Genomic DNA, 13,748 nt, shown 5'->3' on the forward strand with positions numbered 1-13,748 from the left:
TTGGAGGTGACTATGACGATTGTCCAGAATTATATGTCGTACTTATCCGTCTCAATCATTATTCCCGTCTACAACGACCCTGACGGTATCCAGACCACCCTCGAGTCTCTCCTCACTCAAAGCCACACAAACTACCAGATCACCGTCGTCGACAACAACTCCGCCGACCGAACCCCCGACGTCGTCCAGTCCTACGACGACGACCGAATCACCCTCGCTCACGAGACCGAAATCCAATCCTCCTACGCAGCCCGCAACACGGGCATCCGAAACACCTCCGCTGAAATCCTTGCGTTCGTCGACGCGGACATGACCGTCCCCGAGGACTGGCTCGAGTCCGCCCTCGAAACCTTCCAAACCGAAGACGCCGACTACATGGGCTGTAACGTCGAGCTCACCCTACCGACCGACCCGACGCTCGCAGCCCGCTACGATCACCACACGGGCTTTCCCATCGAACAATACCTCGAGCACCAACAGTTCGCCCCGACCTGTTGCCTCTTCGTCCGCAGAAAAGTCTTCGAGGACGTCGGGCTCTTCGACCACAGACTGATCTCCGGCGGCGACAAGGAGTTCGGCAACCGCGTCCACGAGGCGGGCTACGACCTCCACTTCGCCGACGACGCCACGATGTACCACCCGACCAGAAACTCCCTCACCGAACTCATCAAAAAGGACCGCCGCGTCGGCCGCGGCCTCTGTCAACTCCAGCGCTATCACCCCGACCGCTACGGGACGCCGGGCGTGCCGCCGCGACCGAGCGGCCTCAAGTCGCCCGACCGAGACCTTCCCACTAGAGACCGCCTCGCCTTCTCCTCGCTCTCCACGTTCCTCACGGGCGTCCGCGGCCTGGGTTACTACCAGGAGTACGCGACCGGCGAGCGACGCGACGACCTCGAGGGAATCCCGCGACTCGAGGACTGAAAACACCAACAGGAACCGTCGCAGTGAGCACACTAGTGACGGGTCATCACGTTGGTTCGAGTATGACCAACGGTGACGCGTCGAGGATCACCGCCGAACGGATTCGGACGACGGTCCGGAGCGTGCTCGCCGACCATCCCGTCTCGTTCGCGATGCTATTCGGCTCGAGCGCCCGCGGGACGATGGACGACCGAAGCGACGTCGATCCCACGCTCGAGTTCGAAACGCATCGACCGGAGGACGACGGCTACAGCGAACTGTACCTGCGGGTGGGTTCCGAGCTCGAAGACGCGCTACCGACCGACGTCGATGTTGTCGACGTCCACACGATGACGCCCCAGTTCGCGAGCGTCGCGTTCGACGAGGGCGACGTGGTCGTCGTCACCGACGGCGGCGGCGCCCTCCTCGTCGTGAGCGAGGACGTTCGCGCCGAACTCGAGCGGGACGTGGCAGGTGATCCGCCGTCGTTCGAGAACGTACGCAATCGCGTGGCAGCTGCTGCGAAACGGCTACGGAACGATCAACTCTAAGAGAAAGATGAACCTCGTACGTACCAAAACCCATCTACCCAATCACAACCACTCGGTGCTCACGCGCTCGAGTCCGTGGACCTGTGGTTGCGGGTAGTGGACGGACATTTCGTGAACGATATCGGCGACGTCGGCCGGCGGCATCGACAAGTCTGGAACGTAGAGAACGGCTCGATAGTCATCGTCGTCGAACTCGAGAACGAAATCGTCGTCGTACGTGAGAATCAATCGATCAGTGGAGTGAGAGTAGTCGGCGATTTGCGTATCATCGACCCCTTTACCGAGTTCGGGAACGAAATCGACGTGTTCGACGTCGTGGCCGTAATTTTTGAGACGAAAGCCGATTTCCTGCTCGACGTTTTCGTCGAGTAGCAACCGGTAGGCCATCTTATGCGTCGTTCGGCGGTGTCATCGAGGAGCGTTCACTTGCGACCGCGTTCGCGCGCTCGTGTCGCTGTTCGGCCGCACGCATTTCTTCGGGATTGGAATGGTAGTACGCGAGGGCCTCGTACACGTCAGCGATGTCGAGATTGAAACGATCGGCAATCGTTTCCGGACGGAGATCTCGTTCGTCGACGTGGGCGTGAATTTCTCTGACGGTGAGTCGACTCTCGGGGAGATGCGGCTCGTCGTGAATATCGGAGTCGGTCCCGGAGACGATTCGATACTGCGTAGTCGCCATCGCTCGAACATAGGTGACTAATCGACTTTAAGAGTTTGGTCGTGTACAAACCGCCAACGATCGAATCCTATGCGTCGATCGAATCGCCGTGATCAGTCGTCAACGTAGACCGATCCACGTCGGCCAGCCCGTACAGATACCCGAACCCGACCGCCGCCGTAAACACGAAGATCGTCACCAGCTGCTTCGCCTTCGCCGACGAGGGCTCCCGAATCAACTTCCCGATCCGGTCGGGAACGAACTCGAGTAGTAACTGCCCTAAATACTCGTTCTTATCCCCGGAGGCCTCGGGCAGCAGGAGATCCATGATCCGCTTCGAGTAGCCCTGCCAGAACGACCGAAACACCAGCCAGCGAAAGTCGCCGCGATAGTCGAACAGCTTGTGGTTGACCACCGCGTCCGTATTGTACACCACGCCCTTCCCGTACGCATTCGCCATCCGGATACACACCGGGGCCTCGTGAGCCTGGATGTGGCGGTCGCCGTGGCGACCCGTGTTCTCGTCGTAGCCGCCGACGTTCAAAAACACGTCCCGGCGATACGAGATGTTCGACCCGTACGTGTTCCGCAGTTCCTCCATGTGCTCGCCCATGCCGCGCTCGTCACACCCCACCAGCCAGTAGAACTCCTCGGGGAAGAAGTCGGGCTTCTCGGTCACCCAGTCCGGTTTCGCATGTCCCCCAACAGCAATCGCGTCGGTCTCCGAATACACTCGAGCCAGCTCCGCCACCCAGTCCGGCTCGGCCACCGCGTCGTCGTCGATGAACGCCACGACCTCACCAGAAGCGATCCTGGCCCCTCGAGTCCGGCTGTACGAAATCCCCTGATTCTCGTCGTTACAGTGGAGGACGACGTCCTCGAGGCCCCCGTAATCGTCCCGAACTCGCTCGAAGACGTCCTCGTTTCCGTCGACGACGATAACGACCTCGAGCGGTTCGTACGTTTGATCGAGAACGCTGTCGACGCACTCGGAGAACACGTCGTAGCGCTCCATCGCGTAGGTGCAGATGACGACGGAGACCTTCATCGGCTCTCGATTGCTGTGAGCGGTGAATAAGCCTTTTCCTTCGGTCGATCGCGGCCCACCGCGTCCACCGTCCGTCATCCAAGAGAACCGAAATTCAGGCGTATATGACGGTTACGGCCCGGCATATCAAAAACGGGGCCGTAGATGGCAAGGCTTATTCTTGACTTGTGTCTGGTCCAACCTAATGAGTACGGATACCGAACGCCTCGAGGGGGGGACTGAGACGTCGTCCTCGTTCCTCGAGACGTTGGCCGACTGGTATCACGTCCCCGTCATCGGGGCCGTGATGCTGTTTATGATCTGGGTGCGAACCCAGGCGTACGATCGATTCGTCACCGACGGTGGCACGCCGGCGCTCGGCGGCGTCGACTCGTGGTACCACTGGCGAACCGTCGAGTGGACCGCGGAGAACTACCCGAGCACGATGCCCTACGAGATCTGGACCGGGTTTCCGACCGGCAGGTACGTCGGGCAGTTCGGGACCCTGTTCGACCAGATAATCGTCACCGTCGCGATGATCGTCGGGCTCGGCGATCCCTCCACCGAGACCCTCTACACCGTCGCCCTGCTCTCCGTCCCCGTGATGGCGGCGCTGGTCGCCATCCCGGTGTTCTACATCGGGCGCCGACTCGGCGGCACGATCGGCGGGCTCGTCTCGGTCGTCGTCCTCGCGCTCGCGCCCGGGACGTTCCTCTACCGCACCACCGTCGGCCAGCTCCAACACCACGTCGCCGAGGTGCTGTTCATGGCGATCTCGATCCTCGCGATGATGGTCGCCCTGCGCGTGGCCGAACGCGAGAAACCCGTTTACGAACTCCTGCTGGACAAAGACTGGGACGCCCTCCGAAAGCCGGCCGGCTTCAGCCTTCTCGCCGGCATCGCCCTGGCCCTCTACCTCTGGGTCTGGCCGCCGGGCGTCGTCCTCATCGGGATCTTCGCGATCTTCTTCACCGTCCAGCTCTGTCTCGACTACGTTCGGGGCACCTCGCCCGACCACGTCGCGATGGTCGGCGCGATCAGCATGGCCGTGCCGGCGCTCTTTATGCTCCTCATGATGGAGGAACCGAGCACGAGCGTCACCAGCTTCGGGCTGCTCCAGCCCGCGGCCGCCGCCCTCGTTGGCGCCGGCTGTCTGTTCATGGCCTGGTTCGCCCGCCAGTGGGACGGCTACGACCTCGAGCGACGCTACTATCCGGGTGCGATCGCCGGCCTCATCGGGGTTACGTTCCTCGCGATGTGGGTCGTCGTCCCCGACCTGTTCTCGACGATCGTGAGCAACGCGACGCGACGGGTCGTTCCGTTCGGCCAGACCGCGACCGACCTCACGATCTCCGAGGCCCAGCCGCCGGGCAACTTCACGGAACACGTCCAGGACGAGTTCGGGATGGCCTTCTACACGATGCTCGCGGGCCTCGCGCTCCTGCTCGCTCGCCCCTTCCTGGGACGCGAGTTCCGCGCCGAGCACACCCTGATCGTCGTCTGGTCGCTGTTCCTGATCAGCATGGCCGCGACGCAGGTTCGCTTCGCTTACTACCTCGTGCTCGCGGTCGCGGTCGTCAACGCCGTCTTCGTGGCGGACGTCGTCCGCATCTTCAACCTCGACATCCAGAGCAGAGCGAACTCGCTGCGGAGCATCGAGACCTACCAGGTGATCGTCCTCATCATGGTCGTCATGCTCCTGTTCGTGCCGCTGCTCCCGCCGATGGCCGCCGACGAGACGGCCTGGGACCGCGGCGAGGCGGTCGGCCCGCACGGCGAGGCCATGGTCTGGGAGGAGTCCAACCACTGGCTCGCCGAGAACACCCCCGAGCCGGGTAACTGGGGCGAACACGAGAACGCCCACAAGCTGGACTACTTCGGCAACTACGACTACCCCGACGACGGCGACTACGAGTACCCCGACGGAACCTACGGCGTGATGTCGTGGTGGGACTACGGCCACCTGATAACCACCCAGGCCGAACGGATCCCGCACTCGAACCCGTTCCAGCAGAACGCACAGTCCTCCTCGGCGTTCCTCACCGCCGAATCCGAGGAGCGCGGCGAACTGGTCCTCGACGCCATTGCCGCGGGCGAGTCGCCCGACGACGAGTCGCTCGAGGAACTCGAGGCGATGGCCGCAGACGCCGGCAACGAGGAGCTGCGCTACGTGATGATCGACAGCTCGATGGCCGGCGGGAAGTTCAACGCGATCACGCAGTGGTCCGGGCCGGACTACGGCCACTACATGACGCCGCCGGATCAGAACCCAGACCAGCACATCGCCATCGATGACCTCGCCGCGGACTTCGACGAGGCGCCGTACCACGACACGATGCTCGCCCAGCTCTACAGCGACGACGCGGCGGGCATGGAACACTACCGTCTCGTCCACGAAACCGAGGAGGCTGCGCCCGCGCTTCTCGCGACCTACGCGCAGGTGTACACCGACGGCCTGTTCCCACCGGACTCCGAGGAGTACGAGGACGCCCAGGAAGCGGGCTACACCGAGGGTGACGTGCTCCACCTCGACGGCGGCGACATCGTCGCACCGGACGAGGGCGACCCGGCGATCATCACCCAGCAGCTACCCCAGCAGGAGCTCATGCAGCTCCAGCAGTCGCCGAACGTGGAACTCCTCGACGCCCAGATCAGCGCCGCGGTCAAGACCTACGAACGCGTCGACGGCGCCACGATCACCGGCCAGGTCGAGGACGAGGACGACCTGCTCAACGAGAGCGCGACGGTCACCGTCGACGTCGAACTCGAGGCCAACACCGAGCGCGCGCTCACCTACGAGCAGGAGGTCGAACTCGCCGAGGACGGCACCTTCGAAGTGACCGTGCCGTACGCGACCGACGACGACCTCGGCGTCGAGGACGGCTACACGAACAGCGCCGTCGAGGCGACCGACCTGTACAACGTCTCCGTCGGCGAGTTCGGCGAGGAGGGCTACCAGGCCCAGATCGAGGTGACCGAAGAGGACGTCGTCACGGGCGGCGACGTCACCGTCGACGCCGACGCGTTCGAACAGGTCGAACTCGAGGAGCCCGCCGAGGACGAAGAACTCGACGAGGACCTCGAGGACGAGATCGACGAAGGCGAGGACGGTAACGAGACCGATACCGGCGACGGCAACGAGACCGACGCCGGCGACGGTAACGAAACCGACGACGAGACGGACGCCGAGAACGGCGACGACGACACCGAGGGCGCCGAGGAAGCCGACGAAGCCGACGAAGCCGACGAGGCTGACGACGCGGACGCCGACGACGGCGACGCGTAACCCTCACCAAGACCCGCCACCTCTCCTGTCTCGCGTCTTCTCCCCGCTTCTCTCGCTCGCTTCCCGATCGATTCTCCTCGAGTACCCGAATTCGACTCGAGGCCCCACCCCAACCCACCGCACCCTGCCGACTCGAGCCCTCGAGTTCGCCCGCTCTGTTCCCGTTCACACCGAGTCCGATCGGCGCGCCCGCACCCGATTCAGTTCCATCGCTGACGTGATGCAGCAGTCTACAAGAGTGGGAAGCCTTTTGCCGCCGTCCGGAATACTGGCGCGCAATGCGGAAGCTTCTCTCCGTCTACCTGAAGGGGTTCTCGATGGGCGCAGCGGACGTCGTCCCCGGCGTTTCGGGCGCGACGATCGCGCTCATCGTCGGGATTTACGATCGAATGATCGCCGCGATCACGGCGATCGACCCGCGGCGGTTCCGATCGGCGCTGCGGGTCCACGAGCCCGAGGCCAGAGCGACGCTGCGAGACGAGTTCGAGTCGATGGACCTCCCCTTCCTGATAACGCTCGGGTTGGGCGTGATGACGGCGATCGTCGTCCTCTCGCGGCTGATGCACGGCGCGGCGACGACGTACCCGGTGCCGACCTACGGCTTCTTCTTCGGGTTGATCGCGGCGTCGGCGGTCGTCCTCTACGGCCAGATCGAGGCGTGGACGCCGGCCCGCGTGGGCGTCTCGCTGCTGGCGATCGTCATCGCGTTCGTCATCACGGGCGCGACCGCGGGCGACGTCTCCCACGGCCCGCTGATCGTCTTCGTCGCGGGCGCGATCGCGATCTGTGCGATGGTGTTGCCGGGTGTCTCGGGCGCGTTCTTCCTGCTCGTGCTCGGGCAGTACGAGTACCTCACCGGCGTGCTGAGCGAGTTCGTCGACGGCGTCATCGGCCTCCTCAACGGGGCCGCCCTCGAGCCGGTGATCGAGGCCGGCGCGGTCGTCGGCATCTTCGGCGCGGGCGCGATCATCGGACTGTTCACGATGGCCCACGCGGTGGGCTACGCCCTGGATCGCTACCGGGCCGCGACGCTCGCCTTCCTGGTGAGTTTGATGGTCGGCGCGCTTCGTCTGCCGTACGTGGAGGTGACGACGAACCTCGGCGAGACGGCCTACGGAACGACGAGCGCGGCCGTCGTCGCCGGCCTCGTCGGCGCCGGCGCGGTGTTGCTCGTCAACTGGTACACGGACGACCTCGAGTACTGACGCGACCCGCCGTTTGGCGCTCGGTTCCGAATCCGTTCTCGGACTCGTGCTCGTGCTTGTTCCTCGAGTTGCCTCCCGTCTACCGATGAGTTGCACTCGCCGCGTTCGTCTCGAGTACCCCTCCGCGAGCACGGCACGACTCACGCAATATCCAAAAAACTCGCTCCGTTCTCAGGCGGACCCGTTCGAATCCGTGCCGTCACCCTCGGTCACGGCCGGCCCGAGCGCACGGAACGCGATCGAGGGAAACGCCGGGACGACGCCGCTCGGACGGCGCCCGCTCCCGGTCGCCGGCAGCGGCACGCGGTCGATGATGCCCTGATCGGCGAGTTCGTAGAGAAACCGTTTGACCGTCCCCGTCGTCAGCGAGGAGCGATCGGCGATGATGGCCGCGATCTCGCGAATCGGTCGGTCGGCGGCGTCGATGGCCACGAGGTCGCGAAGCACGCGCTGGCGCGTTTCCGGCAGCGCGAGCACGCGGTCGAGGTGGACGCCGTCGTCGGGCACGTCGGCCTTCGCGGCCTCGAGGTGGTCCGGAGCGATCCGATCGGCGCCGGCGTCGCTCGCGAGGACGGCGGCGCCGAACAGCGCAGCGAGCGCGTCGTGGGCGTCGCCGTCGGCCCACAGCGCTACCTCCCGAATCGACTCGTGGTCGATCGCGCCCGCGGCGAGCCCGGTCGACGTGCGGTCGGTGATGACGTCGACGAGTTCGTGGTGGCGGTAGGCCGGCACGGGGACGGTCGGATCGCCCTCGATCCAGCGCTCGGGGACGCGTGTCCCGACCGCGACCGTCGAGACGCTGTCGGCGACGGGATCGAGGAGTTCGAGCGCGCGCTCGTACTCGAGCGTGTCGGGCTCGTCGTGGTGGTCGACGGCGACGACCGCGCGGTGGTCCGGGCGCAGCAAGCGGTTACAGAGTCGCTCGCGGAGCGCGTCGGTGCCGACGCCGCTCTCGGGGATCGGCTCCGGACTCAACACGGAGAGGACGGCCCGGTAGAACGCGAAGGCGCTCTCGACGCGGCGGCCGTCGACGTAGACGAACCAGGTCACGGGTTCGGTGCTGCCGGCGCGGGTCGTCGTGCCGATCGAACGCGTCGACTCGCCCAGCCGCTCGTTCAGCGCGTCGAACAGCGCGGTGACGACCGCCGACGTGCCGGCTCCCGAGGGGCCGACGACCGCGACCGGCGGCGGTAACTCGCCGTCGAAGACTGGCTCTAAGACGTCCAGTAACTGCTCGAGGACGGGGCCGCGGCCGATCGGCTCTGCGCGGTGGACGATCGGGCTCAGGTGGTCGCGGTCGACGAGAATCTCGCCGTGTTGGCGGGCCGACCGTCGCCGCGCGATTCGCTCCTCTAGGTCCATCTCCCTTACTTGGCCTCCCGGCGCCCGCCGTCGACCGCGTCTGCGTCTCCGTCGCCGGTCCCACTCCCAGCTGTACCGAGTTCCGTCCCGAGCAGCGCCGCCTCGAGCACCTCGAGCGTGTGCGTGATTTCGTAGCCGGTGCCGTGGCCCATCTGCATCGAGCAGGTCGGACACTCCGTCAGTCCGGTTTCCGCGGGGGCGTCTTCCATGTGTTCGAACATCTCCTCGCCGATTTTCATGGACGTCTCGTAGTTCTCCGCCTTCCAGCCGTAGGTGCCGGAGATCCCCGAACAGGAGTCGCCGACGTCGTGGGCGTCGATGCCGTCGATCGCGCTGAGCACGTCTATCGTCTGTCCATCGAGTCCCTGGTTACGTGAATGACACGGTGCGTGATAGGCGAACGACTGCCCGTCGAGGCTGGTCCCCTCGAGTTCGCCCTCGAGGTCCTCGTGGACTCGCAGATACTCGACGGCGTCCCAGGTGTTCGCGGCCACGTCCTCGGTGTGTTCGAAGTCGAACAGTTCGGGGTACTCCTGGCGAATCGACATCGAACAGGAGCTACAGGAGGCGATGATATCGGCGCCGTCCTCGAGGGCGGCGGCGAGTTCCTCGACGTTGGTCTCGGCGGCCCGGCGGGCGTCATCGAGCATCCCGTTGGCGAACATCGGCGTGCCCGAACAGGACTGCTCGGGGACCATGACCTCGTAGCCGAAGTGCTCGTAGACGCGCACGAGGGCCTTCGCGACCTCGGGCGTGTTGTAGTTGGCGTAGCAGCCGTGGAAGTAGGCGATCCGCTTCTCGTCGCTCTCGACCTGCGCGCCGCCTCGCTTCGTCCACCACTCGCGGAACGTCTCCGTCGCGAACTCCGGGAACTCCCGCTCGCTCGTGATCCCCATGACCTTCTCGCCGAGCCACTTCGTGATCGAGAGCCCGGTCACGAAGTTCGCCGTCCGGGGGAACGTCGCGGCCAGCGGCGCGAGCCGGCGGTAGTTCGCGAGCATGCGGTTGCGCCAGTACTCCCGGGAGAGCTTGCTCATGTTCTCTTCGACGTACTCCGCCCGGGCCGTGTTGTGCATCTGCGAGAGAGGAACTTCGGAGGGGCAGGCGCTGTCACAGCGCATGCAGTTCGAACACTTCATCACGGAGTCGTCGATGTCGTGGTCGTCCTGGCGCTTGAGACGCCACTGCTCGGGCCCCTGGAACTTCGGCCCGGGGAACTCGTCGTCGACCGCCGCGACGGGACAGTTGGTGTCGCAGGTCGAGCACTTGTAACAGTTGTCCGCGCCCGGCCGGAGGTCCATCTCCTCGGCCTCGGGGAACACCTGAATCGGTTCGAACTCGTCGTCTTTCGCGCCCGGTACGTGATCGTCGGTCGGTCGTTCCGCGTCGCTCATGAAATCACCAGTAGCTGCGTCCGTCGGTCGCACTCGTCGTCCTCGCTCGAGTCGTCCACTCGCCTGTCAATACGCACGCTCGCTCGCTCGCCGACGCCTGCACTCGAGTCGCGCTGCCGTCTCGTTCCGGTCATCGCCCGGCCCCCGCCTCCTCGGCGGCCCGTCGGCCGGCGACGTACCCCGTCGCGATGGAGACGCCGGCGCCGGATTTCTCGGCCGCGAAGTCGTAGCCGCCGAGCACCGCGCCCGCGGCCCGCAGGTTCGCGAACTCGGGGTCGCCGTCGGCGTCGAGCGGCCGCAGTTCGCGATCCGGCTCGAGGCCGAACCGCGCGTAGGGTTGCTCACCGAAGGCGTCGTCGACGAACCAGTCGTAGCGGTCCGCGGCGTGGGGGACGTGGCAGTCGAAGATCGGTTCGAACACCCGTTCGCGCTCGGAGCGGACGCCCTTCCCGACGAGCCCGCCGGTCGCGAGGATGTACTGCTCGGCACGGTGGGGAATCTCGGCGCCGTGGCGGTCGACGACGACGTGATCGATGCGATCCGCGTCGCTGCCGCCGTCGGCCGCGACCGCCTCGTCCGCCGGATCCGCCCCCGCTGTGTCGCCGGCTTCGTACTCCACGACCGGCACGCCGGAGGTGACCCGAACGCCGGCGTCCTCGAGCGCCGCGTACAGCAGGTCCTCGAGTCGCACGCCCGGCAGGCTCGGCGGCCCCATCGGGATCTCGAAGACGTCGGCACCGAGGGCGGCGGAGAGGGCGGCCCGCACCTCGGCGGCGTGTTCGTCGCCTAGCACGGCGGGGAACCCGACGCGCGGCTCGCCCTCGAGGTGGGCCCCAACGGTCCTCGCGAGCGCCTCGCGAGCGCCGGTCTCGCCTGCGCTCGTCGCCACGGACTCGTCCTGGTCGAGCAGGTGGGCGTAGCGCGTCACCTTCGCGTCGTCGCGGACGATGCCGGGGAACGAGATCGTGACGCCGCGGGCCGAAAACGGCGCGCCGGCGGCCGCGAGGTGTTCGGCGGCCAGCGGCGCCTCGAAGTCCGGCAGCGTCTTGAACCCGACCAGGAGGGCGTCGCGGTCGTCGCTGGCCAGCCCCGCCGCGGTCGAGGCGGGGTAGCGCGCGGTCGGCTTGACCGTTCCGCCGTGGGTCGGGACGAGAGCGTTCGCGTCCGTGTGCGCGCCCGCGTAGGCGTCGCCCGCGATCTCGTCGAAGAACGCGAGCCCTTCGCGGACCGCCTCGCTCCCGACGCGTTCGTAGGGATGGCCGTCGGGGAGGTCCGCGAGCGCGTCGAAGGGGTCGACCAGTGGCCCCTCGCCGTCGGGCGTGTAGCCCAGCACGTCGATCAGCCCGCTGGCGTGGCGCAGCGTGCTCTGTTTGTAGGTGACGAGGCGCACTCGAGCGTCGTCGATCGCGTCCGCGGCGGCGAGTGCTGCCATCGAACCGGCGAGTCCCCCGCCGATGACGAGGACGTCGTCCTCGATGGCCATCTCAGCGGTCACCTCGTCCGCGGCTCGAGTCCTCGCCGCCGGTTTCGCCTCGCAGCCGGGCCCCGCCGTCGGCTCGCGTCTCCGCGGTCGGTCGACCGCCGTCGAAGTTGTCGTACTCGAGCCCGTCCCCTTCGTCCTCGTTGGCCGGATCTCGATCCCGGTTCATCGTCGTCGCGTGCAGCGCGTAGTTGAGCATCGCCTGGGAGAGCTGTTCGCCCCAGAGGGCGTGGCGCTCGCCCTTCCAGCGCTCCTGATAGAGTTCGTCGAGCGCGGCTCGAACGGTTTCCTCGTCGTACGCTGGGTGGAGCTCGTTGGCCATATTCTGACAGCAGAAGCCGCCCTGGCAGTTGCCCATCGAGGCTCGCGTCCGAATGCGAACGGCGTTCAGGTCCGAGCCGGACTGGTCGATGGCGTCACAGACCTCCGCGCGCGTGACGCCCTCGCACTGGCAGACGACCGGGTTCGCCTCGTCCGTGTCCAGCACTTCCGAGGCTCGGCTTCCCAGCCGTTGCTTGCTCCGGCGCGCGACCGGCGAGCGCAGTCCGAAGTCGTCCATCCCGGCCTCGAGGGTCTCGATACGCTCGCTGCCCGGCAGCGGTTCGTCGGCGGTCGCACACGACGCGCGAACGCCGAGTTTCTCGCAGACGTGGTCGGAGATCTCCTCGGCCATCGCGCGGTAGGTGGTAAACTTCCCGCCGACGATGCTGGACATCCCCGAGACGCCGTCGCGGTCGGCGTGATCGAGCAGGAAGAAGTCGCGCGTGATGTCCGTCGGGTCCTGCGTGCCGGTGCCCGGCGGCTCGTACAGCGGTCGGACGCCCCAGAACGAACGGATCGTCCGGGCCTCCTCGAGGATCGGGACGAGTTCCGTCAGGGTGTCGATCATCTGGTCGACCTCCCATCCCTCCTCGGGGTAGTCGTCCGGATCCGAGACCTCCTCGTCGGTTGTCCCCAGGATCGCCGTCGTCTCGTGGGGGACGATGATGTCGGCGTCGCCCTTCGGTCGGCAGCGGTTGATCACGGTGTCGACCTGGCGGACGTTCATGATCGTCATGACGCCTTTGGAGGGCCGAACCTCGACCTCGAGGTCGGCCATCGCGCCGATCTGGCCGGCCCAGGCTCCCGTCGCGTTGACGACGTAGTCGGCCGTAATCTCCTCGGTCGTCCCGGCGGCCTTGTGCGTTCGGTTCCCCGGCCCGGACTCGTGGCGTACCTCGACGCCGTAGATGTCGTCGCCGTCGCGCAGCAAGTCGACGACCTCGGCGTGGGTTTCGATGCGCGCGCCGTGGTTCTCGGCGTCCAACGCGTTGGCGACGCAGAGCCGGAACGGGTCCACCGCGCCGTCGGGGACCTCGATCGCCCGCTTGACGTCGTTCGCGAGGTAGGGCTCGACCTCGCGAGCCTCCCGTCCCGAGAGGACGCGCGCGGGGATGCCACAGTCCCGACACCCCTCGAGTTTCTCCCGGAAGTAGTCGTCCGAGTCCTCGGGACGCTGGACGAACAGCCCGCCGGTCAGTTCGACGCAGTGGCCCGCGATGTCGCGCAGGATTTCGTTCTCCTCGATACACTCGGTCGCGCTCGCCTGGTCCGAGACGGCGTAGCGCCCGCCGCTGTGTAACAGCCCGTGCATGCGACCGGTCGTTCCGTCGGTCAGATTGCCCCGCTCGACGAGGGTGACCTCGAGGCCGCGCATCGCCAGATCCCGCGCGATGCCACAGCCCGTCGATCCGCCCCCGAGTACGAGGACCTCGGTGTCGTTTGCCATCCCTTCGTTCGTAGCTAGCCGTCCCGACTCATTATTTTATCGACGCTGGCCCAACAGTCATAACAATCCGACGGCGTTCACGATCGACCTCTACCCCGGAAGCGGGTCGCT

At 66.2% G+C, this 13,748-nt stretch carries 11 protein-coding genes; 4 read left to right on the top strand and 7 right to left on the bottom strand.

Features of this window, described 5'->3' with window-relative positions:
- The first annotated feature begins 33 nt into the window (after positions 1-33).
- Complete coding sequence (locus C493_RS16870; protein WP_007260693.1) at positions 34-924, top strand: glycosyltransferase; 891 nt, start codon at positions 34-36, stop codon at positions 922-924.
- A gap of 62 nt (positions 925-986) precedes the next feature.
- Entirely contained in the window at positions 987-1,454 is a 468-nt protein-coding gene (locus C493_RS16875) for a nucleotidyltransferase family protein (RefSeq protein ID WP_007260694.1), read from the top strand.
- Between the two features lie 42 nt (positions 1,455-1,496).
- Here C493_RS16875 and C493_RS24245 read toward each other — a convergent pair whose 3' ends face one another.
- The 3 genes from C493_RS24245 to aglG form a co-directional block, all read right to left on the bottom strand.
- Positions 1,497-1,841, bottom strand: coding sequence for a DUF5615 family PIN-like protein (locus C493_RS24245; RefSeq protein WP_007260695.1), 345 nt, complete (start codon positions 1,839-1,841; stop codon positions 1,497-1,499).
- Between the two features lies 1 nt (position 1,842).
- Entirely contained in the window at positions 1,843-2,136 is a 294-nt protein-coding gene (locus C493_RS16885) for a DUF433 domain-containing protein (protein WP_007260696.1), read from the bottom strand.
- 67 nt (positions 2,137-2,203) lie between these two features.
- Positions 2,204-3,163, bottom strand: coding sequence for a glucosyl-dolichyl phosphate glucuronosyltransferase (gene aglG, locus C493_RS16890; RefSeq protein ID WP_007260697.1), 960 nt, complete (start codon positions 3,161-3,163; stop codon positions 2,204-2,206).
- Positions 3,164-3,347: 184 nt separating this feature from the next.
- On the opposite strand from aglG, the gene C493_RS16895 reads away from it, so the two are divergent.
- Positions 3,348-6,428, top strand: coding sequence for an oligosaccharyl transferase, archaeosortase A system-associated (locus C493_RS16895; protein ID WP_007260698.1), 3,081 nt, complete (start codon positions 3,348-3,350; stop codon positions 6,426-6,428).
- Positions 6,429-6,706: 278 nt separating this feature from the next.
- Entirely contained in the window at positions 6,707-7,633 is a 927-nt protein-coding gene (locus C493_RS16900) for a DUF368 domain-containing protein (protein WP_007260699.1), read from the top strand.
- 171 nt (positions 7,634-7,804) lie between these two features.
- Here C493_RS16900 and C493_RS16905 read toward each other — a convergent pair whose 3' ends face one another.
- The 4 genes from C493_RS16905 to glpA all read right to left on the bottom strand — a co-directional run bounded on the left by C493_RS16905 (position 7,805) and on the right by glpA (position 13,637).
- Positions 7,805-8,995, bottom strand: a complete 1,191-nt coding sequence (locus C493_RS16905) for a Cdc6/Cdc18 family protein (protein ID WP_007260700.1) — start codon at positions 8,993-8,995, stop codon at positions 7,805-7,807.
- A gap of 5 nt (positions 8,996-9,000) precedes the next feature.
- Positions 9,001-10,389, bottom strand: a complete 1,389-nt coding sequence (locus tag C493_RS16910) for an anaerobic glycerol-3-phosphate dehydrogenase subunit C (RefSeq protein WP_007260701.1) — start codon at positions 10,387-10,389, stop codon at positions 9,001-9,003.
- A gap of 130 nt (positions 10,390-10,519) precedes the next feature.
- Positions 10,520-11,872 carry a glycerol-3-phosphate dehydrogenase subunit GlpB gene (glpB, locus tag C493_RS16915; protein WP_049889436.1) on the bottom strand — a complete coding sequence of 451 codons (1,353 nt, stop codon included), beginning with the start codon at positions 11,870-11,872 and terminating at the stop codon, positions 10,520-10,522.
- Position 11,873: 1 nt separating this feature from the next.
- Positions 11,874-13,637, bottom strand: a complete 1,764-nt coding sequence (glpA, locus tag C493_RS16920; protein ID WP_007260703.1) for an anaerobic glycerol-3-phosphate dehydrogenase subunit GlpA — start codon at positions 13,635-13,637, stop codon at positions 11,874-11,876.
- Positions 13,638-13,748 lie beyond the last annotated feature (111 nt).

The organism is Natronolimnohabitans innermongolicus JCM 12255, assembly GCF_000337215.1.
GTDB classification, from domain to species: domain Archaea; phylum Halobacteriota; class Halobacteria; order Halobacteriales; family Natrialbaceae; genus Natronolimnohabitans; species Natronolimnohabitans innermongolicus.

What these genes read in the sequence shown, in the direction of transcription:
- C493_RS16870 (WP_007260693.1), top strand. Translation starts at nt 34, where the DNA reads ATGTCGTACTTATCCGTCTCAATCATTATTCCCGTCTACAACGACCCT.
- C493_RS16875 (WP_007260694.1), top strand. Translation starts at nt 987, where the DNA reads ATGACCAACGGTGACGCGTCGAGGATCACCGCCGAACGGATTCGGACG.
- C493_RS24245 (WP_007260695.1), bottom strand. Translation starts at nt 1,841, where the DNA reads ATGGCCTACCGGTTGCTACTCGACGAAAACGTCGAGCAGGAAATCGGC.
- C493_RS16885 (WP_007260696.1), bottom strand. Translation starts at nt 2,136, where the DNA reads ATGGCGACTACGCAGTATCGAATCGTCTCCGGGACCGACTCCGATATT.
- aglG (WP_007260697.1), bottom strand. Translation starts at nt 3,163, where the DNA reads ATGAAGGTCTCCGTCGTCATCTGCACCTACGCGATGGAGCGCTACGAC.
- C493_RS16895 (WP_007260698.1), top strand. Translation starts at nt 3,348, where the DNA reads ATGAGTACGGATACCGAACGCCTCGAGGGGGGGACTGAGACGTCGTCC.
- C493_RS16900 (WP_007260699.1), top strand. Translation starts at nt 6,707, where the DNA reads ATGCGGAAGCTTCTCTCCGTCTACCTGAAGGGGTTCTCGATGGGCGCA.
- C493_RS16905 (WP_007260700.1), bottom strand. Translation starts at nt 8,995, where the DNA reads ATGGACCTAGAGGAGCGAATCGCGCGGCGACGGTCGGCCCGCCAACAC.
- C493_RS16910 (WP_007260701.1), bottom strand. Translation starts at nt 10,389, where the DNA reads ATGAGCGACGCGGAACGACCGACCGACGATCACGTACCGGGCGCGAAA.
- glpB (WP_049889436.1), bottom strand. Translation starts at nt 11,872, where the DNA reads ATGGCCATCGAGGACGACGTCCTCGTCATCGGCGGGGGACTCGCCGGT.
- glpA (WP_007260703.1), bottom strand. Translation starts at nt 13,637, where the DNA reads ATGGCAAACGACACCGAGGTCCTCGTACTCGGGGGCGGATCGACGGGC.